General features: G+C 62.4%; 21 protein-coding genes. 10 read left to right on the top strand and 11 right to left on the bottom strand.

All coding sequences use genetic code 11. From position 1 onward, the window contains the following. Nucleotides 1–131: 131 nt before the first annotated feature. The gene (locus AC2FNS_RS09050) at nt 132–533 is read right to left on the bottom strand and encodes a DUF4864 domain-containing protein (protein WP_496688168.1); all 402 of its coding nucleotides are present in this window, start codon (nt 531–533) and stop codon (nt 132–134) included. A 49-nt stretch (nt 534–582) separates the two neighbouring features. Next, nucleotides 583–2,157, bottom strand: a complete 1,575-nt coding sequence (locus AC2FNS_RS09045) for a lysine--tRNA ligase (RefSeq protein ID WP_496711687.1) — start codon at nt 2,155–2,157, stop codon at nt 583–585. Nucleotides 2,158–2,415: 258 nt separating this feature from the next. Here AC2FNS_RS09045 and AC2FNS_RS09040 point away from each other — a divergent pair, with 258 nt between their 5' ends. After that, entirely contained in the window at nt 2,416–2,838 is a 423-nt protein-coding gene (locus AC2FNS_RS09040) for a tellurite resistance TerB family protein (protein WP_040633393.1), read from the top strand. Between the two features lie 11 nt (nt 2,839–2,849). Here AC2FNS_RS09040 and dacB read toward each other — a convergent pair whose 3' ends face one another. After that, the gene (gene dacB / locus AC2FNS_RS09035) at nt 2,850–4,328 is read right to left on the bottom strand and encodes a D-alanyl-D-alanine carboxypeptidase/D-alanyl-D-alanine endopeptidase (RefSeq protein ID WP_496803821.1); all 1,479 of its coding nucleotides are present in this window, start codon (nt 4,326–4,328) and stop codon (nt 2,850–2,852) included. An 81-nt stretch (nt 4,329–4,409) separates the two neighbouring features. Next, complete coding sequence (locus AC2FNS_RS09030) at nt 4,410–5,015, bottom strand: nicotinate-nucleotide adenylyltransferase (RefSeq protein WP_496681920.1); 606 nt, start codon at nt 5,013–5,015, stop codon at nt 4,410–4,412. A 150-nt stretch (nt 5,016–5,165) separates the two neighbouring features. Here AC2FNS_RS09030 and ettA point away from each other — a divergent pair, with 150 nt between their 5' ends. From ettA to AC2FNS_RS09010, 4 genes are all read left to right on the top strand, one after another. Continuing rightward, nucleotides 5,166–6,833, top strand: coding sequence for an energy-dependent translational throttle protein EttA (gene ettA / locus AC2FNS_RS09025; protein WP_496711686.1), 1,668 nt, complete (start codon nt 5,166–5,168; stop codon nt 6,831–6,833). Between the two features lie 95 nt (nt 6,834–6,928). Beyond that, a complete protein-coding gene (locus AC2FNS_RS09020; RefSeq protein WP_496688160.1) occupies nt 6,929–7,750 on the top strand; it encodes a sulfotransferase family 2 domain-containing protein in 822 nt (273 codons plus the stop codon). 154 nt (nt 7,751–7,904) lie between these two features. Further along, nucleotides 7,905–8,789, top strand: coding sequence for a sulfotransferase domain-containing protein (locus tag AC2FNS_RS09015; RefSeq protein WP_496711685.1), 885 nt, complete (start codon nt 7,905–7,907; stop codon nt 8,787–8,789). Between the two features lie 191 nt (nt 8,790–8,980). Further along, nucleotides 8,981–9,187 (top strand): cold-shock protein, encoded by a 207-nt coding sequence (locus tag AC2FNS_RS09010; RefSeq protein WP_149777124.1) that lies wholly within the window; start codon nt 8,981–8,983, stop codon nt 9,185–9,187. 29 nt (nt 9,188–9,216) lie between these two features. Here AC2FNS_RS09010 and AC2FNS_RS09005 read toward each other — a convergent pair whose 3' ends face one another. Next, nucleotides 9,217–9,642, bottom strand: coding sequence for a thioredoxin domain-containing protein (locus AC2FNS_RS09005; RefSeq protein WP_496711684.1), 426 nt, complete (start codon nt 9,640–9,642; stop codon nt 9,217–9,219). A 155-nt stretch (nt 9,643–9,797) separates the two neighbouring features. Then, complete coding sequence (locus AC2FNS_RS09000; protein WP_496711683.1) at nt 9,798–10,448, bottom strand: arylesterase; 651 nt, start codon at nt 10,446–10,448, stop codon at nt 9,798–9,800. Between the two features lie 41 nt (nt 10,449–10,489). Between AC2FNS_RS09000 and AC2FNS_RS08995 the strand changes: the two genes are divergently transcribed. Both AC2FNS_RS08995 and AC2FNS_RS08990 read left to right on the top strand, forming a co-directional pair. Further along, nucleotides 10,490–11,185: an ABC transporter ATP-binding protein gene (locus AC2FNS_RS08995; protein WP_496711682.1), complete on the top strand. Its 696-nt coding sequence runs from the start codon at nt 10,490–10,492 to the stop codon at nt 11,183–11,185. Continuing rightward, the gene (locus tag AC2FNS_RS08990; protein WP_496711681.1) at nt 11,182–13,710 is read left to right on the top strand and encodes an ABC transporter permease; all 2,529 of its coding nucleotides are present in this window, start codon (nt 11,182–11,184) and stop codon (nt 13,708–13,710) included. Before AC2FNS_RS08995 ends, AC2FNS_RS08990 begins: the two co-directional genes overlap by 4 nt. A gap of 3 nt (nt 13,711–13,713) precedes the next feature. On the opposite strand, the gene AC2FNS_RS08985 is transcribed toward AC2FNS_RS08990, so the two are convergent. Beyond that, nucleotides 13,714–14,160, bottom strand: coding sequence for an RrF2 family transcriptional regulator (locus AC2FNS_RS08985; RefSeq protein ID WP_496688149.1), 447 nt, complete (start codon nt 14,158–14,160; stop codon nt 13,714–13,716). Nucleotides 14,161–14,256: 96 nt separating this feature from the next. Here AC2FNS_RS08985 and AC2FNS_RS08980 point away from each other — a divergent pair, with 96 nt between their 5' ends. Further along, nucleotides 14,257–14,826 carry a gamma-glutamylcyclotransferase family protein gene (locus tag AC2FNS_RS08980; protein ID WP_496711680.1) on the top strand — a complete coding sequence of 190 codons (570 nt, stop codon included), beginning with the start codon at nt 14,257–14,259 and terminating at the stop codon, nt 14,824–14,826. Between the two features lie 69 nt (nt 14,827–14,895). Here the strand turns inward: AC2FNS_RS08980 and gltX are convergent, their stop codons facing one another. Then, complete coding sequence (gene gltX, locus AC2FNS_RS08975; RefSeq protein ID WP_496711679.1) at nt 14,896–16,221, bottom strand: glutamate--tRNA ligase; 1,326 nt, start codon at nt 16,219–16,221, stop codon at nt 14,896–14,898. A gap of 140 nt (nt 16,222–16,361) precedes the next feature. On the opposite strand from gltX, the gene AC2FNS_RS08970 reads away from it, so the two are divergent. Then, nucleotides 16,362–17,294, top strand: coding sequence for an MBL fold metallo-hydrolase (locus tag AC2FNS_RS08970; RefSeq protein ID WP_496711678.1), 933 nt, complete (start codon nt 16,362–16,364; stop codon nt 17,292–17,294). A 127-nt stretch (nt 17,295–17,421) separates the two neighbouring features. Here AC2FNS_RS08970 and AC2FNS_RS08965 read toward each other — a convergent pair whose 3' ends face one another. Both AC2FNS_RS08965 and AC2FNS_RS08960 read right to left on the bottom strand, forming a co-directional pair. Beyond that, nucleotides 17,422–17,688 (bottom strand): hypothetical protein, encoded by a 267-nt coding sequence (locus tag AC2FNS_RS08965; protein WP_496711677.1) that lies wholly within the window; start codon nt 17,686–17,688, stop codon nt 17,422–17,424. A gap of 270 nt (nt 17,689–17,958) precedes the next feature. Further along, nucleotides 17,959–19,617, bottom strand: coding sequence for an NAD+ synthase (locus tag AC2FNS_RS08960; protein ID WP_496711676.1), 1,659 nt, complete (start codon nt 19,615–19,617; stop codon nt 17,959–17,961). Nucleotides 19,618–19,772: 155 nt separating this feature from the next. Here AC2FNS_RS08960 and AC2FNS_RS08955 point away from each other — a divergent pair, with 155 nt between their 5' ends. Beyond that, nucleotides 19,773–21,242: a 2-isopropylmalate synthase gene (locus AC2FNS_RS08955; RefSeq protein ID WP_496711675.1), complete on the top strand. Its 1,470-nt coding sequence runs from the start codon at nt 19,773–19,775 to the stop codon at nt 21,240–21,242. Nucleotides 21,243–21,246: 4 nt separating this feature from the next. On the opposite strand, the gene AC2FNS_RS08950 is transcribed toward AC2FNS_RS08955, so the two are convergent. After that, nucleotides 21,247–21,912 (bottom strand): SDR family NAD(P)-dependent oxidoreductase, encoded by a 666-nt coding sequence (locus tag AC2FNS_RS08950; RefSeq protein WP_496711674.1) that lies wholly within the window; start codon nt 21,910–21,912, stop codon nt 21,247–21,249. Between the last annotated feature and the right edge of the window lie 168 nt (nt 21,913–22,080).

Below are 22,080 nucleotides of genomic sequence, written 5' to 3'. Positions count from 1 at the left end.
CTTTCCCAATCGCGCCACGCTCCAACGCGGCACAGGCCAGCTCCCAGGCCCGGATGTTTCCGGACACGCGGGCTTGAGATATCGGAAAGGATTTAACCGCCGCTCACGGCACCGTGACGGTGGGTGTTGCGTCAGGCCGCGGGGTCGGCGTTGCCCAGAAGGAGAACGCCATTGATTTTCCAGCCGCTCTCCCGCTGCACCATCTGATAGTCCAGGATATGCGCCCGACCGTCACCATCGACCACCATAACCTTTTGCCACCACTGGCCGTCGATCTGACGCAGGTCGAGAAACCTGACATCGGCCGGTCGCCAAACCATCGGATAGCCGTTGCGCACCATGGCACCGAAGTTTTCGGGCGTACGAAACAGGGTCTGGATTCCGGGGCTGGCGTAGGTGAAAGCGGTAACGAAGTCATCCGCCTGGAACGCCCGCATCTGGGCGCGGATATTAGCCTCGATCTCGGCGTTCTGGGCCAGGGCACCGGTTGCCATACCGGCGATCAGAGAAACGGCAATCAACAAACGACGCATGGGGCCACCTCCTGTGTCAGAGCGTAGCCCCGGGCGCGTTCGGGTCAAATCAGGCCAATTCTCCGGCCAGGGCCTTATCGATCAGGGCGATGGTTTCCGGCACGCCATAAAGCGCGATGAACCCGCCGAAGCGCGGCCCCTGGCTGGCGCCCAGCAGCACCTCGTACAGCACTGTGAACCAGGCGCGCATCGGATCGAATCGTTCGCGGCCGATCGCATAGACCACCGATTGCAACGCTTCGTCTTCGACCGGGCCGTCATAGGTCTCCAACGCCGCCTTCAGCGCCTCCAGCGCCTCGCGCTCCTGCTCGGTCGGCAGACGGAACGTGCGGGTCGGCTTGACGAAATCGTTGTAGTACCGCACCGCGAACCCGGCCGCCTGGTCCAGGTCGGGATGAGTCTCGGGTGTGGCCTCGGGCGCATAGCGGCGGATGAAGCCCCACAGCGTCTCCTTGTCCTCGGCGCCGGATACCGAGGCCAGGTTCAGCAGCATGGCAAAAGGCACGATAAGGGTAGATTCAGGCACCTCGCCGCCGTGGATATGCCAGACGGGGTTGTTCAACTGCGCCTTCAGCTCCTGCCCCGGATAGGCCCGCAGTTGCTGATGATATTCGTCCACCGCCTTGGGGATCACGTCGAAATACAGCCGCTTTGCCGTCTTGGGCTTCTGGTACATGAAGTACGACAGGCTCTCGGGCGCGGCATAGGTCAGCCACTCCTCCATCGACAACCCGTTGCCCTTCGATTTCGAGATCTTCTGACCGTGCTCGTCGTTGAACAGCTCATAGCTCAGCGACTCGGGCGGCTGCTTGCCCAGCGCCCGGCAGATCTTGGAGGATTGCGTGACCGAGTCGATCAGGTCCTTGCCCGACATCTCGTAATCCACGCCCAGCGCAGCCCAGCGCAGCGCCCAATCGGGCTTCCACTGCATCTTGACGTGACCACCGGTGACCGGGATCTCGACCCGCTCGCCATCGGGTTCTTCGTAGACGATGGTGCCCTTGGCGACATTGCGCTCCAGCGTCGGCACCTGCAACACATGGCCCGTCTTGGGCGAGATCGGCAGGAACGGCGAATAGGTCTCGCGCCGCTCGGAGCCGAGCGTCGGCAGCATGATCTCCATGATCTTGTCGAACCGTTCCAGCGCCACCAGCAGCATCTCGTCAAAGCGCCCGGAGGTGTAATACTCGGTGGCCGAGGCGAACTCGTAGTCGAAACCGAAACTGTCGAGAAACTCGCACAGCCGCGCGTTGTTGTGCTGGGCAAAGCCCTCATGCGTGCCGAACGGATCGCGCACCTTGGTCAGCGGCAGGTTCAGGTCCTGCTTCAGCTCTTCCTGCATCGGCACGTTGCCGGGCACCTTGCGGAACCCGTCCATGTCGTCGGAAAAGCAGATCAGCTTGGTGGGGATGTCGCTCAGCTGTTCAAAGGCGTGACGCACCATCGAGGTCCGCGCCACCTCGCCGAAGGTCCCGATATGCGGCAGGCCCGAGGGGCCATAGCCGGTCTGGAACAGCACGTATCCCTTTTCCGGCGGAGCCTTCTGATAGCGTTTGAGCACCCGGCGCGCCTCTTCGAAAGGCCAGGCCTTGGACGACATCGCGGCTTCACGCAGTTCAGACATTTGATCGGGTCTCCATCGGGACAAACAGCGCCGGCCACCCCATGCAACCGGACCACCCCTCCTATTGTGCCGGTGCAGCATAAGTCAATAAAGCACGCCCCCTCCTGCCCGACAAAACTGCTGTTTTTCGCAGCAACCTCGCACCCGCCAGGTCCTGCCGCACACCAGGGTCGTTCGGCGCGTTCGCAAGAAGCGGTTGAACCCTGCTGCGCGCGCTCCTATCGTGCCGCGGCAGACAGCCCAATTCAGGACGAACCGATGACCCAAGCCGTTGCCCACCCCATGTCGCCCCAGGACTGCCTCGTGGCAATCATGGTGGCCGTCTCCGCATCTGACGAGAACATCCGCACGGCCGAACTGGTCAAGATCGAGGCTGCGGTGAACATGCTGCCGGTTTTTGCTGAATATGACATCGACCGCATGCGGCGCGTCTCGCAGATCGTGTTCGACCTTTTCGAGCAGGAAGACGGCCTGGATGCGCTATTCGGTCTGATCCGAGACAACCTGCCGGAGCGGCTGCATGAAACGGCCTATGCGCTGGCCTGCGACGTAGCTGCCGCAGATGGTGCGCTAGCCGAAACCGAGCTGCGCCTGCTGGAAGAAATTCGCTATGAACTGAGCATCGACCGCCTGCATGCCGCCGCGATCGAACGCGGCGCCCGGGCCCGGCACACGGTCTGACGCGGTTCGGCTCAGCTTCCGTACAGCGCGCCCCAGCGTTCGATCAGCGCCTTCTGCAGCCTGCGAGACCGACGGTTCCAGCTGCGCGCGCCGTCGGGGCGTTCCCGGGCTTGACGCGGGATAGTCGCACGGTGCGCCATGTCGGCGGTGAAGATCGCAAAAGCCAGATCGGTTCCGCCGGCCGTGGTCAGAAACCCGCCAAGACCGGACACGAAATTCAACGTCCCGGTCTTGGCATCGACCCGGACCGGGTTTCCGACCACACGCCTCCCCTTGGCGTCCGTCAACGTGAACGGCTTGAGCAACGGCCGCAGCAGCCCATCCTGCCGGGCGGCGACCAGCGCCTTGACCAGATCCGAAGGCGCCATACGAGACGCTTCACCCAGACCCGAATGATCCACCATCGCAATCCGTCTGGTCCCGTATTTTGCGGCGGCCCAGCGGTTCATTTCGGCGGCGGATGCCGCCAATGAACCCGGGTACACCCCGCGCGCCCTTGTCGCAGCCATCCCCACCATCTCGGCCGTCAGGTTCGTGGAATATTTGAGCATGCCCTTCAGGATGCTGTCCAACGCATCGCTCTGATGCACAACCAGCACCTGTCCCCGTGGGGCCTGCCGCGTGACCTGCACCCGGCCCAGAACGATCCCGTTTACCCGGGCCAGCGTTCGGAAAACGTCGCCGGCATAAAGCGCCGGCTTGCGCACCGGCAACCACCGCGCGCCGCCCTTGCCCAACGCGCCCTTGGCCACTGTCCACCGGTCCTGCCGGGCGCTGCGTTGATAGGTGTAAATCGGCAGACTGCGCGGCTCGACCCGAATCCGCGCCATGTCCACGGACGGGGTGTAGTTGGCGCTGCGCGCATCCATCGACACGTCGTACCCCGAAGTCCCCAGTTTCCACTCGAAATGCACGCGGTTGAAGTTCAGCGAGATACCGCTGACCGACGGACTGTAACCCACATGGTCCGGCTGACCCGGGTCAATGCTGAACACAAAGGGCAAGGCCCCGTCATACACCTTGAAGGCGCCGCGCACCTCGGTCACCCCGGCCTTGCGCAGATTGGCGGCCATACCTGCCAGCGCATCGGTATCCAACAGCGGATCACCGCCGCCCGCCAGAATCAGATCGCCCTCCAGGATACCGTTCTCGATGGGTCCATCCGCAATCAGCGCCGTCTCGAACCGATGGTCTGGTCCGAGCACATCCAGCGCGTAAAGCGCCGTCAGCGCCTTGGCGACGCTGGCTGGCGGCAACCCCTGATCGCCCCCGAAAGCCTCAAGTTCTGCGCCTGTTTCGACATCGGCTACGGCAAAGACCACCTCGCCTTTAAGGCCCGCCGCCGCAACGATCCTCTCGGCCGCGGAGAGCTCGGCACCCCGAGCAATCGGCCGCAACGACACCGCTGGCGCACCGGCCGCGCCGACTGTGGGGATCAAACTGGCCCCCAATCCCCCCAAAAATACACGGCGCGAAAAACGATCAGGCATGGGTCAATTAAAATCCCATAGATCAGAGCAGACAACTGCTCAAATCCAATATGCGCCAACAGGGGCCATTCCGGCAACACTTCAACCTGTCCATTCGCCGCTGGAACGAATCTGGGTCGAACTGACGTCAATCATCGGCACGTTCACGAAACACCAAGCAGGAGAGTCGGCACGACCCAGCAGGTGCCGTGCAGTCCCGTCGATGCGATACCGCGCATAGATCCGCGCCGCGGGCGACATCCGCGCCGAGATCCTGTCTCCGGGCCGGGCAACAACACCGACCGAAACGTTGTCCATGATCCAGCGCCAGTCCTTCCAAAGGTGGAACTGCGCGAGGTTGTCGGCGCCCATCAGCCAGACGAACCGGACGCCGGGATACAGGCGGCGCAGGGCGGCCAGCGTATCGGCCGTGGCCCGCGTGCCGATACGCGCCTCGATATCCGTGACCGCGACGCGGGGATGACGCAAGATCGCGCGCGCCGCCTCCATGCGGCGCATCAATGGCGCGGGACCGCGCTCCTTCAGCGGGTTGCCCGGCGACATCAACCACCAAACGCGGTCCAGCCCGAAGGCCTTCATCGCCTCCAACGTCGCGTGGACATGCCCCGCATGCGGCGGATCGAATGACCCGCCGAACAAGCCAACGACCTGCCCGGGCCGCGCGAATGGGATGGCGCTTCGAAACATCCTCCGTGGATGTTCAGAACCGGGCGGACTTGTCAATCCAAGGCCGCCACCGGACGGCGAGCGAATGTACGGAACGCATCAGCTTGCCCCGCTTGCCATGCTTGGCTATCAAGCGGGTCAACCCGAATTCCCCGATCCAGAGGACGTGACATGGCCGCCTATCAATATGTCTACCACATGCAGGGTGTCTCGAAGACCTATCCCGGTGGCAAGAAGTGTTTTGAGAACATCCACCTGAGCTTTCTGCCCGGCGTGAAGATCGGTGTCGTCGGCGTCAACGGCGCCGGTAAATCGACCCTGCTCAAGATCATGGCCGGCCTCGACAAGGACTTCACTGGCGAGGCGTGGGCCGCCGAAGGCGCCAAAGTGGGTTATCTACCGCAGGAGCCGCAGCTGGACCCAAACCTGACCGTCCGTGAAAACGTCATGCTGGGCGTGGCCGAGAAAAAGGCCAAGGTCGACCGCTTCAACGAGATCGCGATGGAAATCGCCGAGAACTACTCGGACGAGTTGATGGAAGAGATGACCGCCCTGCAGGACGCGATCGACGCGGAAAACCTGTGGGATCTGGACAGCCAGATCGACGTGTCGATGGAGGCGCTGCGCTGCCCGCCCGACGATGCCGATGTCACAACCCTTTCGGGCGGCGAGAAACGCCGCGTGGCGCTGTGCAAGCTGCTGCTCGAAGCGCCTGACATGCTGCTGCTCGACGAACCGACCAACCACCTGGATGCCGAGACCATCGCCTGGCTGCAGCAACACCTGATCGACTACAAGGGCACCATCCTAATCGTCACCCACGACCGTTACTTCCTGGATGACATCACCGGCTGGATTTTGGAACTCGACCGTGGCCACGGCATCCCGTACGAGGGCAACTATTCCTCGTGGCTGGAACAGAAGGCCAAGCGGCTGGAGCAGGAAGCCCGCGAAGACAAGTCCAAGCAGAAGACCCTACAGCGCGAACTGGAATGGATGCGTCAAGGTCAAAAGGCCCGCCAGGCCAAATCCAAGGCCCGCATCAACGCCTACAACGAACTGGCCCAGCAATCCGAACGCGAAAAGCTGTCGCGCGCCCAGATCGTCATTCCCAACGGCCCGCGCCTGGGCAGCAAGGTGATCGAGGTCAACGGGTTGTCCAAGCACATGGGCGACAAGCAACTGATCGAGGATCTCTCGTTCAGCCTTCCGCCGGGCGGCATCGTCGGCGTCATCGGCCCCAACGGCGCCGGTAAATCGACCCTGTTCAAGATGCTCACCGGCCAGGAAAAGCCCGATGCAGGCACCATCGAATACGGCGATACGGTGCAGCTGTCTTATGTCGATCAATCGCGTGACGACCTCAACGACAACGACACCGTGTGGGAGGCCATCACCGGCGGCGCCGAGATCATCCAACTGGGTGACGCGCAGGTCAATTCCCGCGCCTATTGCTCGTCATTCAACTTCAAGGGCGGCGACCAGCAGAAAAAGGTCTCGCTGCTCTCAGGGGGCGAGCGCAACCGCGTCCACATGGCCCGCCTGCTGAAAGAGGGCGGCAACGTCTTGCTGCTGGACGAACCGACCAACGATCTTGACGTCGAAACCCTGCGCGCGCTGGAAGACGCGCTGGTCGATTTCGCCGGCTGCGCAGTCGTGATCTCACACGATCGTTTCTTCCTCGACCGGATCTGTACGCATATCCTGGCCTTCGAAGGTGACGCCCATGTCGAATGGTTCGAGGGCAACTTTGCCGAATACGAGGAAGACAAGAAACGCCGTCTGGGGCCGGATGCGCTGGAGCCCAAACGGCTGAAGCACAAGAAGTTCGCGCGATGAGACAGTTGGAATGAGAATACGTTCGCGGATATGTCCGCCCCGTAATCGTGACAGGGTCAATACAGGCTGCTTCGCAGTATCGAAAGGCTAAAGTGATGATTAGAGCATCCAAGCGACGCATCCAGCATTGCCGTTCGCTACTTCAGGAGAGGCTCGCCTTGCTGGAATCTAAACTTTCGCGGTCTTTCGAGCGCAAAAAGAACGCGATCAATCGCCAACTGAACTATCACCGTGGACGGCGCGAAGTTCGGCAAACGGGTTTTTGGTTCGTGGACATCCCGCGCACATCATCTTCGTCCATTCGAGCGCAACTTGGTGAAAGGTTTGGTATTGGTCATGGAAAGCTGAATATCCCCGAAAAAGACAAAGCGACCGAACAGATTTTTGAAGACCACCTGACCGCCGTTGAAATGCGCGACCTCCTTGGCGTTGAACTCTGGGAGAAGATCTTCACTTTCACGGTCGTGCGCAATCCGTGGGAGCGGATTCTGTCTCTGTACATGTACATGCGAAAAAACACGTCAGCTGTGGACGATTTGACATTTGAGCAGTTCGTGAAAAGCATCCATCAGGAACGTCTGTCCCCGGGCTCAACGATATTTACGTACCGTCCACTGACGCGAACGTGCCTGGAATTCATTTCTGATGAAAAAGGCAAAATCATCGTCGACAAGATCGTTCGATTTGAAAACCGACAGGAAGAATTGCCGAAAATCGGACAACAAATCGGCTGCCCGGAACTCGGCTCTCTGAAAATCAACAGCGCGCGTCCGCAGAAATCAAGGTACCAAGACTCTTACACTGACGAACTTCGTGATTTGGTCGCTGAGATCTATGCGCAGGACATTGACTATTTTGGCTATTCGTTCGACGAGCCGACGGATAACCAAGACTCAAGCAGCGCGGATAGCGGTTAGGTAGGTTTCGGCTCTGCTACAGAAGGCAGTAGCGTCGAAAAAATGCCGCAAATACCTTTTCGCTCGCCGACAGTCGGATAAACTGAACAAATAGCCGCCATTACGCAAGACAACTGGCTTTTCCCATTGCTGCCAGGCCCAGACGAGGTTGAAATTGAAGAAACTGTTCGAAAAACTGCATCGTTCCGTTGATGAAGATCCGACACCCATCGAGCCGCCGATGCAGGAACAAGAGCTTTTCCTAGCCGCCAAGGAGCGGGTCTTGGAGGCGAACAACCGACCAAAGACACACAAGTCTTTTCTATTCTTCACCACGCATAAGTGTGCTTCGACCTTCGTCACCGCCCTGTTGGAAGAGCTTGCAGATCAAAGCGAATATGAAACCTTCAACTACGCCAGTGCGTATTGGGAACTGGGCGATGCGGTTGACTCGGCGGGCCTTCACATCCGCAAATTCCTTCCGCAGAACTACGATATGCTCTTCCGGCAATACGGCGAAATCTACGGCCCGCTCCGATTTCCTGTAGAGTTTCCCGGCCGGGAGAACTTCAAGCACATTTTCTTCTTTCGTGATCCGCGCGACGTCCTTGTTTCTTCCTTTTATTCATGGGCGTATACTCATCCGGAACCCCTGAACACCAAGGCTCGCGAGAAATTCTTGGAGAAGCGCGCCAAGTTGTCCGAGGAAGGAATCGACGCATATGTGCTCAGGCAAGCACACGAGTGGATTCTGCCGTTGTTCACGGAGTACCGAGAACTCGCCGAGACGGTTCCGGATGCCTTGTTCTTGACATACGACGAGTTCTCGCAACACACGGATGTCTTCCTGCGCAAGGTCACCGACTATCTTGAGATCGACCTGAGCGAGGAAAGCATTGAAAAACTGTCGAATTTTGCAAGCCCCATCCAGAAAGGCGCGCCAAAGCTGGAACACAAACGTTCGGGCAAAAGCGGGCAGTGGAAAAATGAGCTCAAGCCGGAAACCGCCGACGAACTGAATCGGATTCTTGCACCGATTCTGGACTATTGGCGGTTTTGATCCCGACATGTTCGCCCCGGTCGTGGTGACAATCGCCCTTGTCACCTGACCCGGGCAGTGCCATATACAACAAGCTTACGTTTTTCTACTTCGACCTACTGTCTCCGTTTTCGGCGTTCAGTCTATCGATACAGACAACGACGCCAGGCTGCCGCACTTCCGCGGGCAGCACCAAAACAGGAGACTACGGAATGCCCGCAGGCACCGTGAAATGGTTCAACACCACCAAAGGCTACGGCTTCATCGCACCCGAAACAGGCGGCAAGGACGTGTTCGTGCACATCTCGTCCGTCGAGCGTTCGGGCCTGACCGGCCTGGCCGACAACCAGAAAGTGACGTACGAGCTGCGTTCGGGCCGTGACGGCCGCGAAAGCGCCGACAATATCGAACTGGTGTAAGACCCTAAGGGTGGGCGCTCAAGCCCACCCTATCCCTTTACCCAAGCCACGATCTGCCCGCCCCGCATCGCGCCGGACTGCCGCTTGGTCTCTTTCCCCCGCTGAAACTCCACCATCGTCGGGATACCCCGGATCCGATACCGCGCACCGGCGGATTGGTGTTTCTGAGTGTCCAGCTTGACCAACCGGGCCTGCCCGGCCAGCGTGTCGGCCGCTTTCGAGAACTCGGGTGCCATCATGCGGCAGGGTCCGCACCACGGCGCCCAGAAATCGACCACCAACGGCAGGTCGTCATGTTTTGCCGCCTTCTCCAATATGGCCGGGTCCACTTCGACCGCCTTGCGCGGAACCAACGCAGCGCCACAGGTCCCGCATTTAGGACCGGCCGCCAGTTTTTCTGTGAGTACGCGGTTGAGTTGACCGCATTCCAGACAGGTCAATGTCTTGTCAGCCATTCCGGCTCCCATATTCAACTTCTCGAATGCATATAGGCAGGATGGCCGACCGTGCAATGGCCGCACCAAACACGTTCCATCCGTATTTCACGACCAAGCAGCACAAGGCAATCAGTACTGAAACGTCGGTGCATCAGAAAGCCCGCGCGAACTTTCTAGCGATCCTCTTTGACGGCTTCGACCAGCTCCAGAACCCTCGGGCCAAGGTTTTCCACGATCAACGCCACCCCTCGAGAGTTGGGATGAATGCCATCGGGCTGCATGTATGCCCGGGCCGCGCCCGGGTCGCCCCCAGCCGACAGCCCGGCAAAAAAACTGGGCGCAAAGATGGTGCCGTATTGTTGGGCCAGCTCCGGATAGATGGCGTTGAACGCGTCTTTGTAGTCCGCCCCGTAATTGCCCGGCGCCTGCATGCCGATCAGTAGAACCGGAACGCCCGCGGCCTGGGCCGTCTGCAGAATGCGCTCGAGATTGGTGCGCGACACTTGCGGCTCGATCCCTCGCAACAGGTCGTTGCCGCCCAGCGCGACGATCATGGCGTCGACATCCGGCGTCAGAGTCCAGTCGACCCGCGCCGCGCCGCCCGCCGTGGTATCGCCCGAGACCCCGGCATTGATCACCCGCGCCTCAACGCCGCGTTCCCGCAACCAGCGGGTCAACTGCGGTACGAACCCGTCCTGCTCGATCAGCCCATAACCCTGCGTCAGCGAATCCCCCAGCGCCGCGATGACGACCTGCTCGGCTGTGGCCGCAAAGCCGCAAACGGCAAATGCGCCCGCCGTCAGCACCTTGCGCAAATTCCGCATCGCTCCATATCCCATCTAAATCGCTCCAGCCGGATTGCCCGATGACTACACCCGTTCTGACCCTTGAAAATGCCGCTTTGACGCTGAATGGCAATGCCGGACCCATCGAAATCCTGCACGACATCTCCCTTTCGGTAGGCCGGGGCGAGTCTCTGGGCCTGATCGGCCCGTCCGGATCGGGCAAGTCGTCTCTGCTAATGCTGATGGGGGGGCTCGAACGGGCCTCGGCGGGCCGAGTTACGGCGCTGGGGCACGACCTGACCACGATGGACGAAGACGTGCTGGCCCGCTTCCGCCGTGATGCAATGGGTGTCGTCTTTCAGAATTTCCACCTGATCCCGACCATGACCGCTTTGGAAAACGTCGCCACACCGTTGGAACTGGCCGGCCACCGCGATGCCTTTGTCCGGGCCGAGGCCGAGCTGGACGCGGTGGGCCTGTCGCACCGGCGCGATCACTACCCTGCGCAGTTGTCCGGGGGCGAGCAGCAGCGGGTCGCCCTGGCCCGCGCATCGGCGCCGCGCCCGCGGATTCTACTGGCGGACGAGCCCACCGGCAACCTGGACGAAGCCAACGGCGCCGCGATCGTCGATCTGCTGTTCGGCCTGCGCGACCGCCACGGCGCGACGCTGATCCTTGTCACCCACAGCCGAAGTCTGGCCGCCAGATGCGACCGGGTCGTGCACCTGCGCGACGGCCGCATCAACGAAGATACCGCGCAAGAGGCCGCGGAATGAGCCTGAGTCAGGCCGCGCGGCTGGCCCGGCGCGAATTGCGCGGCGGGCTGAACGGATTCCGGGTATTCCTGGCGTGTCTGACCCTGGGCGTGGCGGCGATTGCCGCGGTGGGGTCCGTCCGCCAAGCCATTCAAACCGGCCTGACGCAAGAGGGCGCGGCCCTTTTAGGGGGCGACGCGCAGATCGAGCTGACCTATCGCTTTGCCGATGATGCCGAGCGCGCATGGATGGAACGCACCGCGGCGGAGGTGTCCGAGGTAGTCGATTTCCGCTCGATGGCCGTGACCCGAAACGGGCCCGACCCCATGCGCGGACTGACGCAGGTCAAGGCGGTAGACGACACCTATCCCCTGATCGGCACGGTTGTCCTGAATCCCGATATCTCGCTCTCCCGCGCGCTCGATGGTGAAGGCACCCGTCCCGGTGCTGTGATGGATCCGGTTCTGATCGAACGGCTAGGTCTGGCTATCGGCGACCGTTTTGCGCTGGGAACCCAGGAATTCATCCTGACCGCCGCCTTGATCCACGAACCCGATGCCGCTGGCGACGGGTTCACGCTGGGCCCGCGGACCCTTGTCCGCACGCGGGATCTGCGCGCCTCTGGCCTGCTGCAACCCGGCACGCTGTTTTCCACCAAGTACCGGCTCGACCTGCCGCCCCAAGCGGATCTGGCCGCGGTATCGGCGCAAGCGGCGCAGGTCCTGGACGGGTCCGGTATGCGCTGGACAGATGCGCGCAACGGGGCGCCGGGCATTGCTGAATTCGTGGCGCGTCTGGGCGCGTTCCTCGTACTGGTCGGCCTGTCCGGGCTGGCAGTGGGTGGTATCGGCGTCTCGGCCGCGGTGCGCGCCTATCTTGCCCGCAAGATCGAAACCATCGCCACGCTGCGAATCCTAGGCGCCGACCGGGCCACGATCTTTCAGACCTACCTGATCCAGATTGGCGTTCTGTCGGTCTTCGGAATCGCCGCCGGCGCCTTGCTGGGCGGTTTGGCACCGGTTCTGCTGGCCCCGGTGATCGAGAGCCGCCTTCCCGTTCCTGCGGTATTCGCGCTCTATCCCCAGCCGCTGTTCGAGGCCGCGCTTTATGGCCTGCTGACCGCGCTTGTATTCACGCTCTGGCCGCTTGCCCGCACCGAAGACGTCCGTGCCGCTACCCTGTTCCGCGATGCGCTGTCCGCGGCCCGGGTCCTGCCGCGCCCGGCATTCCTGCTGGCCACGGCCATGGCCCTTACTGCACTGATCGCCACCGCCGCAGTGTTCAGCGGATCCACGCGGCTGACGCTCTGGACGGCTGCAGGGTTCCTTGGCGCCCTGACGCTGCTGGCCCTTTCGGCCTTCGCCATCCAGCAGGTTGCACACTGGTCTGCCCGGCGGGCCCGAGGCCGCCCGGCCTTGCACTGGGCACTGGCCGCCATTTCCGACCCGCGCGAAGGGGCGGCCCCGGTCGTTCTGTCGCTGGGGCTGGGCCTGTCGGTTCTGGCAGCCGTCGGCCAGATCGACGGAACCCTGCGCAACGCGATCTCGGGCAACCTGCCCGACGTGGCGCCCTCGTATTTCTTCGTGGACATCCAGAAGGACCAGATGTCCGGGTTTCTGGACCGGCTGGAAAACGATCCCGGCGTTACGCGGGTGGAAAGCGCGCCGATGCTGCGCGGCATCATCACCCGGATCAACGGCCGCCCGGCGCACGAGGTGGCCGGAGACCATTGGGTTCTGGAAGGCGACCGAGGCGTGACCTATTCGGAACATTCACCGCGGAATGCACGCATCACGGCAGGCGACTGGTGGGCGCCGGACTATTCCGGCCCGCCGCAGATCAGCTTTGCCACCGAAGAGGCCGAAGAGATGGGCCTGAAACTGGGCGACACCCTGACCGTCAATATCCTGGGCCGAGACATCACGGCCACGATCACCTCGCTGCGCGAGGTGGACTTCTCGACCGCCGGCATGGGCTTTGTCATGTCGATGAACCCGGCCGCACTGGCCGGCGCGCCGCACAGCTTCATCGCCACCGTTTATGCCGAGGAACGGGCCGAGGCCGCCATCCTGCGCGATTTGGCCGATCAATTCCCCAACATCACCGCGATCCGCGTGCGCGACGCGATCGACCGCGTCTCGGGCCTGTTGGCGGGGCTGGCGTCGGCCACATCCTATGGGGCGGGCGTGTCGCTGCTGACCGGGTTTCTGGTGCTGATCGGGGCGGCGGCCGCCGGTGAACCCGCCCGGCGCTACGAGGCCGCGATCCTCAAGACCATCGGCGCGGACCGCCGAAAGATCCTACTCAGCTTTGCGCTGCGCTCGGCCTTGCTGGGCTTGGCGGCAGGCAGCATCGCGCTGGCTGCAGGCGTACTGGGCGGGTGGGCCGTGGCGACCTACATTTTCGATACCCGGTACACGATCATCTGGCCCGCGGCCCTGGGGATCGTGGCGGGGGGGTTGATCGTCACACTGCTGGCGGGCCTTGCCTTCGCACTGCGCCCGCTGTCCGCCAGCCCGGCGCGCATCCTGCGCGCCAGTGACTGATAATCACCGAGCGCAAGTCACGGGCTGCAGAATCTTCAACAACGGATCGTTGTCACAGACCAACGCATCCAGCGTGATTTCGTCCAACGAAGCAAAAAACACCTCGGCCGCATCCTGCAGGGCCAGGCGCAACCGGCAGGCATCAGTCAACGGGCAGGTGTTGTCGGCATCCGCAAAACATTCGGCGATCGGCAAGTCGCCCTCGACATGGCGAAAGACCGACCCGATCCGGATTTGATCGGCCGAGCGGCCCAGTTCCATCCCGCCGTTCCGGCCACGCTGCGTGCTCAGATACCCCAGCTGGCTGAGCTGGTTGATCACCTGCGCCAGGTGGTTTTCCGAGATGTTGCACACCTCGGCGATTTCCGACTTGGTCACCAGCCGGTCGGGATGGGCCGCGCAATACATCAGCAGCCGCACCGCGATATTCGTTCGTTTGGTGATCCGCATGAGATCCTCCCCCCGAAAAACAAGATGCAGCCTTATTGCACGCAGCGCAAAAAAACGGTTTGACATACATCAATCGAAACTTCGGACAGCGCGTGAATGACTGACCCGTATTTCTTTGGCTATGGCAGCCTCGTGAATCTGGCCACACATGACTTCCCCGACCCGCATCCGGCCCGTCTGCGCGGCTGGCGGCGCGCCTGGTGCCACACCGACCTGCGCCCGGTGGCCTTCCTGACAGCGGTCCCCGACGCACAGTCCGAGATCGACGGGATGATCGCCCATGTTCCCAAGAACGACTGGGCCGCGCTGGATGAACGCGAATGGGCCTATGACCGGGTCGCGGCCACCGAGCAGGTCAGCCATCCCCTGCCGCGCGAGATCGAGATCGCGGTCTATGCCGTCCCGCTACAGCGGCAGAATGATCCCAACCGGAATCATCCGATCCTGCTCAGCTATGTCGACGTGGTCGTGCAGGGCTATCTGCGCGCCTTCGGTGAAACGGGTGTCCGGGATTTCTTTGACACGACGGATGGCTGGAACGCCCCAATCCTGAACGACCGGGCCGAGCCGCGCTATCCGCGTCACCAGCAACTGCGCCCGGAAGAAACCGACCTGGTGGATGCCCACCTGAACCGCATCGCTGCGCAGATCGTTCAGGCCGCATGACAAAGGCGGGTCCAGTTCGAGCCCGCCTTGTCGTTTGTTCGAGTTCACTCACGCCTGCACGGCACGGGCCTATGTGCGCGCGCGGATAACCTGCAGCAACGGCATCAGAGCCGCCATCTCGGGCCCCCGCTCCATACCGGTCAGCGCCTTGCGCAGGGGCATGAACAGGCCCTTGCCTTTGCGGCCGGTCGCCTCTTTCACAACCGCCGTCCACTTGCCCCAGGTCTCGCCGTCAAACGGCCCCTCGGGCAGCAATTCCATCGCCTGCGCAACGAATTCGCGGTCCTCCTCGTCGATAAGCGGCTCGGTCCCGTCGCGGCACAGCTCCCACCAACCCTTCAGGTCGTTCAGCGTGGTGATGTTCTCGCGCGCCATCATCCAGAACGGTTCGGCCAGTTCATCGGGCACACCGGCCGCGGCAACCGCGTCGGCAACCTTCTCGAGCGGTAGCGTCTGCAGATACCGGGCCGTCAGCGGGAACAGGTCCTGCACGTCGAACTTGGTCGGCGCCGACCCGAACCGGGTCACGTCGAAACCTTCGATCAGCTCAGCCATGTCGCTGCGCAGTTCCACCGGATCTGACGACCCCAGACGGGCCATCAGGCTCAACAGCGCCATCGGCTCGACACCCTGCTCGCGCAGATCGCGCAGCGCCAGAGTCCCCAACCGTTTGGACAGCGCCTCACCTTGCGGGCCGGTCAAAAGCGAATGGTGCGCAAAGTTCGGAACGGTTCCGCCCAAGGCCTTGATGATCTGGATCTGGGTCGCGGTGTTGGTGACATGATCGGCGCCGCGCACCACGTCCGTCACGCCCATCTCGGTGTCATCCACCACCGAAGCCAGCGTGTACAGAACCTGCCCGTCGCCGCGGATCAGCACCGGATCCGACACCGAGGCAGCGTCGATCGACACGTCACCCAGGATGCCGTCTTTCCATTCGATGCGCTCGTGATCCAGCTTGAACCGCCACACGCCGTTGCCGCGCTCGGCCCGCAGCGCCTCTTTCTCGGCCTCCGACAGGTTCAGGGCGGCCCGGTCATAAACCGGCGGCTTGCCCATGTTCAGCTGCTTCTTGCGCTTGAGGTCCAGCTCGGTCGGGGTCTCGAAGGCCTCGTAGAACCGGCTGATCTCGCGCAGCTTGTCGGCGGCCTCGGCATAGCGGTCCAGCCGGTCCGACTGCCGCTCGACCCGGTCCCAGTGCAGGCCCAGCCACTCGAGGTCCTGCTTGATCGCATCGACATATTCCTCCTTCGACCGCTCGGGGTCGGTGTCGTCGATGCGCAGGATGAACGTGCCGCCGGCCTTGCGGGCGATAAGATAGTTCATCAGCGCGGTGCGCAGGTTGCCCACATGAATGTAACCGGTGGGCGACGGGGCGAAGCGGGTCGTTGTCATGGATGTCTCCTGTTGGCGCGGCTCTTGTCATATGGGCGCGTTTTTGTCCAGCGATTGCTGGGTGGCCGACGCCGCCCGGGGTTGCCGGGACGCGCGGCCACCCTAGTTCATCACGCGTGATCACACAGGGAGACAGTTCAATGACACCGAAATTCACCCGCCGCGCCGCTTTGGGTGCCGCAGCCGCGCTGCCCCTTGCCGCCTCGGTCAAACCAGCCCTGGCCGCCGGACCGGGGGCCATGGCCAATTCGGCCGCCGCCCGCAGCTTCATGCTGGGCGATCTCACCGTGACGACCCTGCTTGACGGCAGCCTGCCACGGGACGGCGCCAAGGAAATCTTTGGGGGAGGCGCCTCGGACGAGGAATTCGCCCGAGTGTCGGCGGAAAACTTCATCCCTGCCGACAAGGCCCAGTTCTTCTTCACGCCCACGCTGGTGAACACCGGCAGCGAAATGATCCTGTTCGACACGGGCCTGGGCCAGGGCGGCATTCAAAAGGCCTTGGCCGATGCCGGCGTTTCGCCCGATGACATCGACGTGGTGGTTCTGACCCACATGCACCCCGACCACATCGGCGGGATGACCACGAATGACGCTCCGACCTTTGCCAACGCGCGCTATATCACGGCCGCGACCGAATATGACTTCTGGTCGGCGCAAGAGGCCGGAAACCGCGTCGGTGACATGGTGGCCGCCAAGGTCACTCCGATGGCGGACAAGATGACCTTCGTGGAAGACGGCGCCGAGGTCGCGCCGGGCATCACCGCCATGGCCGCATTCGGCCACACGCCCGGGCATATGGTCTATCACCTGGAAAGCAACGGTCAGCGGTTGATCCTGACTGCGGATCTGGCCAACCACTATGTCTGGTCCTTCGCCCATCCCGAATGGGAGGTTCGGTTCGACATGGACAAGTCTGCGGCGACCGCGGCGCGGCGCAAGGTTCTGGGCATGCTGGCCGCCGACAAGGTGCCGATGATCGGATATCACATGCCCTTCCCGGCTGCAGGCTTCGTCGAACAGCGCGGTGAAGGCTTCCGCTTCGTGCCCGTCAGCTATCAGATGATGGGGTAAACGACGGCGCACCATTGGACTGCCCGCGCTTAGCGCGGGCTTTTCTAGGCTGGAAGTTCGACAATAACAGTTGCTGGGTGCCGCTCTGCTGCTCTCAACGCTCGGTCTCGACGCACCCCGCCCGGGCTCAGGCCGCGCCAGCCAGTTCCGCCAGTTTCTGCCTAAAGGTCCCCACCAGGCTCGGCGCGGACTGCCCATCGTCGGGTTCCTCGTCGGCACGCAGATCAGGAAATTCCGGGCGCTTGATCGCTGCGGCCGGCATTCGGCGCCGTTCCTTTTGCAAAATATCCGCGATCGAGGCATCCACGTCCGCCACATCCAAATCTTGCGGCGGCGACTTCATCGCTTTGTACTGCAAAGGAGCATGCAGCGGCTTGTCATAATCGTTAAACATCTCAACACCAACCAACTAACGTTCGGCACCCCACCACGGATGCTTTACCAGCGGCCCTGTCTTTCAAGATGCACGCGGCCGAAACGGCCAATCAAGGCAGGACCTGTACCAAATTATGTCGAAAAGATGTCATCGCAGCAAGGATCTGCGGGGCCAAAGCCTCTATCCGGCCAACAAAACACACAATGATGGATATTCAGATGACATTGTTTCTTTTCGCAAAACTAAACTGTGCATTTTGCCGCCCAAGACTCATCCCGGGCGTGCGGCTCACCCGCGATCCCGCCAGCGGTTCACGATCGGATAGCGCCGGTCCAACCAGAAGGCCCGTTTGGTTAGCCGGGTGCCCGGCGCCGACTGGAATCTCTTGTATTCGCTGATGTAGATCAGATGCTCGACCCGGCGGGCATCGGCCTCGTCGAACCCGGCGGCGACGCAATCGGCGATCGAACCGTCCCGATCCACGAGAATCTCAAGAATGCCATCCAGCACCGGATAGTCAGGCAGGCTGTCGCTGTCCTTCTGATCCTCGCGCAGCTCGGCACTGGGCGGCTTGTCGATGACCGAGGAGCGGATGACCTCGCCCCCCGGCCCTTTCATCCAGTCGCGGTGATTGGCATTGCGCCAGCGGCAGGTTTCGAACACCCGTGTCTTGTACAGATCCTTGATCGGGTTGTAGCCGCCATTCATGTCGCCATAGATCGTGGCATAGCCCACGGCGACCTCGGATTTGTTGCCGGTGGTCAGCAGCATCTCGCCGAACTTGTTCGAGATCGCCATCAGCAGCAGACCGCGCAGACGGGACTGGATGTTCTCCTCGGCAATGTCGGCCGGTCGACCCGCGAACAGCGGCGCCAAGGTCTCGGTCACGGCGGCGCGCGATTGGCTGATCGGCACATAATCGTACTGCACGCCCAGCGCCTTGGCGACGGCCTCGGCGTCCTCGAGCGACGCGGCACTGGTATATTCCGACGGCAGCATCACGCAGCGCACGTTTTCAGCCCCCAGCGCATCGACGGCGATTGTGGCCACCAACGCAGAATCGACCCCGCCCGACAGGCCCAGCAACGCCTTGGAAAACCCGGTCTTGGCCATGTAGTCGCGCAGCGCCTGCACCATAGCGCGATAGTCCTGCTCCCACGTGTCGGGCTGTTCCGCGACCGCGCCCGGCGCGATGGTCCAGCCCTGTTCGCCGCGCTGAAGATCGACATGAGTCACCGCCTCGTCGAAAACCGGCATGCGGAAGGCCAGCGCCCCGCCGGGATTCAGGCCAAAGCTGCCCCCGTCAAACACCTGGTCGTCCTGCCCACCGACCATGTTCAGATAGATCACAGGCAAACCTGTCTCGACCACGCGCGCGACCATCTGGTTAAGGCGCACATCGTATTTGTCGCGGAAATATGGGGACCCGTTGGGGATCAGCAGGAACTCGGCGCCGGTCTCGGCCAGCGTCTCGGCCACGTCCTCGTGCCAACCATCCTCGCAGATCGGGCTGCCGATCCGGGTGTTGCCTACGGCATAGGGCCCGCCCAGCGGCCCGGCATCGAACAGGCGCACTTCGTCGAACACCGTTTCATTGGGCAGGTGATGCTTGAATACCTTGCTGACGATCCGCCCCTGATTGAGGATCAGATAGGCGTTGTAGAGCTTGCCGTCCTCGACCCAGGGCCCGCCGATGGCCATGGCCGGCCCGTTCGCGCAGTCTTTGGCCAGTTGCCGCAACGCGTCCATGGCGGCGGCGTGAAAGGCAGGCTTCTGCACCAAGTCCTGCGTGTTGTAGCCGGTGACGAACATCTCGGGCAGTGCGACCAGATCGGCGCCCGCCGCACAGCCCTGCTCCCACGCCGCCCGGGCCTTGGCTACGTTGCCCGCGATGTCGCCCACCGTTGGGTTCAGCTGTGCCAGCGTGATGCGGAAATGGTCGGCCATGTTTGCCCTCTTGCCCTCGTCACCTGCCAAGGCATTTAGCAGATCGGGCCGCAAGTGAAAGGCCATAGCGGCAAAACCCGTTGCCCGACCGGATGCTGTGTCATAGTTTTGCACGAGCGAACCCAACAGATGACAACCGGGCAGGCGGGACCCAGATGAAGCTTCTCAGGAATTCGATTGCCATCGCCGCGATGGGTGTGGCCGGCCAGTCTCTGGCGCAGCAGGGCCAGGTCATCGTTGCCGATGACGACGTGGGCGGTGTCTACGAGGGCACCTTCGAAAACGGTCTGCGCCACGGCACAGGCACCTACCGGCTGCCGGACGGGTTCGAGTATACCGGCGAATGGGTCGAAGGCGAGATCCAGGGCAAAGGGATCGCGCGCTACGCCAACGGCTCGGTCTACGAGGGCGACTTCGTCAAGGGCCGGCCCCACGGCAAGGGCAAGATCACCTTCGCCGATGGCGGCACCTACGAAGGCGAATGGGTGGACGGCGCGATCAACGGCACCGGTGTCGTGACCTATGCCAACGGCATACGTTACGAGGGCGGGTTCAAAAACGCGCAACATCATGGCAAGGGCGTGATGACCGACCCCGGAGGCTATGTCTATGACGGCGACTGGGTCGATGGCGTGCGCCAGGGCAAGGCCAAGATCACCTATGCCGATGGCGCCGTTTACGAGGGCGACATCAAGGCCGGGCAGCGCGACGGTCAGGGCACGCTGACGATGCCCGACGGGATGATCTATGCAGGTGAATGGTCCGAGGACCGGATCAACGGAACCGGACGCCTGACCCAGCCTAACGGAGACGTTTACGAAGGCCCGCTAGCCGACGGCCGGCGTCAGGGCGCGGGCAAGGTGACCTATGCCAATGGTGACATCTACGAAGGCGAATTCGACGATGACCGGCGCGACGGCAAGGGCACCTACACGGGCACCGACGGATATGTCTATTCGGGCGAATGGAAGGACGGCCAGATTCACGGGCTGGGCGAGGCGACCTATCCCGACGGGTCGGTCTATGTCGGCGATTTCAAAGCAGATCTGGCCGACGGGCAAGGGCGCATCACCTATCCCGACGGCTCCTCGTACGAAGGCGACTGGGTTGCCGGGGTAATCGAAGGCCGGGGTACCGCCACCTATGCCAACGGCACGATCTATAAAGGCCAGTTCAAAAACGCCCGCACTCACGGAAAGGGTGTTCTGACCCGCGCCGACGGGTCCAGCTATGACGGAGACTGGGTGGACGGCGTGCGCCAGGGCAAGGGCAAGGCGACCTATGCCGACGGCACCGTATACACCGGCGATTTCCTGAACGGCCAGCGCCACGGCCAGGGCGAGGTGGTGATGCCCAACGGGTTCAAATATTCGGGCGCGTGGTCCGAGGGCAAGATCACCGGATTTGGCGTTGCGACCTACCCCAACGGCGACGTGTACGAAGGCAATTTCGTCAATGGCAAGCGTCAGGGCAGCGGCACGATGCGCTATGCCAACGGGGAAGAAGAAACAGGCACCTGGGAAAACGGCGCGCTGACCGAATCCGGCGCCGAACAGCCGACCGAGGCTGAACCGCAAGCGCCCGAGGCCGAAACGGACCCGGATGCCGCCCCGTCGGACGGGTAGAACGTCACCATGGCACCGGCTTTCCGGCCCAGTCGAAGAACTGCCCTGTCTGCTCGGGACGTAGACCATCGACAACCTGCATCAGGTTGCTCGCCGCCTCATCCGGCGGGACCGCAGGGTGCCGGCCCAGGTATTTCTGCGTGAACGGGGTCTTGACCGTTCCGGGGTGCAGGGCAACGCAGATCGCATCCTTGTGGGTTCGGGCCAGTTCGATTGCGGCCGTATGCACGATCTGGTTCACCGCCGCCTTGGCCGCGCGATAACTGACCCAACCGCCCAGACGATTATCCCCGATCGAGCCCACACGTGCCGACAGTACCGCGAACACCGACCGACCGTTGCGCGGCAACAGGCGATGCGCGTGTTTCAGCACCAGAGCCGGTCCCACCGCGTTCAGGGCGAATTGATCCATCATGGCCTTGGCCGAAACCGCCCGAATAGTCTTTTCCGGTTCCGCCCCGTCGATCTCGAGCGCACCGGATGCCACCAGAACAAGGTCGAACGGCCCTTCGACACGGCCCAGCATCTCGTCGGCCAGTTCCGGCTGCATCAAATCCAGCCCGTTTTCCGACCGCGACAGACCGACGACATGAACCGACCGCGACAGAAGCTCATTGCAGACGGCCCGGCCGATCCCGCCGCTTGCACCTATGACCAAAGCATTTCTCATCGCTCTCCAGCTAGCGGAGTTGCCTGCGCAATCAATCCCCGTTTCCGATCCTTTCGCGAAATCGGACGGCCGCACATTTTCCTTCTTTTCATTCCCGGTTCGGGGTGTATAACCTCGAACCCATGATCAACCGCGCAGATATCCCCTCGTTCGACGCCACCGCCCGTG

It is taken from the genome of Ruegeria sp. BHSA191, assembly GCF_059613325.1.
This window is presented reverse-complemented; position numbering and strand designations above follow the sequence as displayed.

Excerpts from the sequence above, each read along its gene's own strand:
- AC2FNS_RS09050 (WP_496688168.1), bottom strand. The coding sequence starts at position 533 with ATGCGTCGTTTGTTGATTGCCGTTTCTCTGATCGCCGGTATGGCAACC.
- AC2FNS_RS09045 (WP_496711687.1), bottom strand. The coding sequence starts at position 2,157 with ATGTCTGAACTGCGTGAAGCCGCGATGTCGTCCAAGGCCTGGCCTTTC.
- AC2FNS_RS09040 (WP_040633393.1), top strand. The coding sequence starts at position 2,416 with ATGACCCAAGCCGTTGCCCACCCCATGTCGCCCCAGGACTGCCTCGTG.
- dacB (WP_496803821.1), bottom strand. The coding sequence starts at position 4,328 with ATGCCTGATCGTTTTTCGCGCCGTGTATTTTTGGGGGGATTGGGGGCC.
- AC2FNS_RS09030 (WP_496681920.1), bottom strand. The coding sequence starts at position 5,015 with ATGTTTCGAAGCGCCATCCCATTCGCGCGGCCCGGGCAGGTCGTTGGC.
- ettA (WP_496711686.1), top strand. The coding sequence starts at position 5,166 with ATGGCCGCCTATCAATATGTCTACCACATGCAGGGTGTCTCGAAGACC.
- AC2FNS_RS09020 (WP_496688160.1), top strand. The coding sequence starts at position 6,929 with ATGATTAGAGCATCCAAGCGACGCATCCAGCATTGCCGTTCGCTACTT.
- AC2FNS_RS09010 (WP_149777124.1), top strand. The coding sequence starts at position 8,981 with ATGCCCGCAGGCACCGTGAAATGGTTCAACACCACCAAAGGCTACGGC.
- AC2FNS_RS09005 (WP_496711684.1), bottom strand. The coding sequence starts at position 9,642 with ATGGCTGACAAGACATTGACCTGTCTGGAATGCGGTCAACTCAACCGC.
- AC2FNS_RS09000 (WP_496711683.1), bottom strand. The coding sequence starts at position 10,448 with ATGCGGAATTTGCGCAAGGTGCTGACGGCGGGCGCATTTGCCGTTTGC.
- AC2FNS_RS08995 (WP_496711682.1), top strand. The coding sequence starts at position 10,490 with ATGACTACACCCGTTCTGACCCTTGAAAATGCCGCTTTGACGCTGAAT.
- AC2FNS_RS08990 (WP_496711681.1), top strand. The coding sequence starts at position 11,182 with ATGAGCCTGAGTCAGGCCGCGCGGCTGGCCCGGCGCGAATTGCGCGGC.
- AC2FNS_RS08985 (WP_496688149.1), bottom strand. The coding sequence starts at position 14,160 with ATGCGGATCACCAAACGAACGAATATCGCGGTGCGGCTGCTGATGTAT.
- AC2FNS_RS08980 (WP_496711680.1), top strand. The coding sequence starts at position 14,257 with ATGACTGACCCGTATTTCTTTGGCTATGGCAGCCTCGTGAATCTGGCC.
- gltX (WP_496711679.1), bottom strand. The coding sequence starts at position 16,221 with ATGACAACGACCCGCTTCGCCCCGTCGCCCACCGGTTACATTCATGTG.
- AC2FNS_RS08970 (WP_496711678.1), top strand. The coding sequence starts at position 16,362 with ATGACACCGAAATTCACCCGCCGCGCCGCTTTGGGTGCCGCAGCCGCG.
- AC2FNS_RS08965 (WP_496711677.1), bottom strand. The coding sequence starts at position 17,688 with ATGTTTAACGATTATGACAAGCCGCTGCATGCTCCTTTGCAGTACAAA.
- AC2FNS_RS08960 (WP_496711676.1), bottom strand. The coding sequence starts at position 19,617 with ATGGCCGACCATTTCCGCATCACGCTGGCACAGCTGAACCCAACGGTG.
- AC2FNS_RS08955 (WP_496711675.1), top strand. The coding sequence starts at position 19,773 with ATGAAGCTTCTCAGGAATTCGATTGCCATCGCCGCGATGGGTGTGGCC.
- AC2FNS_RS08950 (WP_496711674.1), bottom strand. The coding sequence starts at position 21,912 with ATGAGAAATGCTTTGGTCATAGGTGCAAGCGGCGGGATCGGCCGGGCC.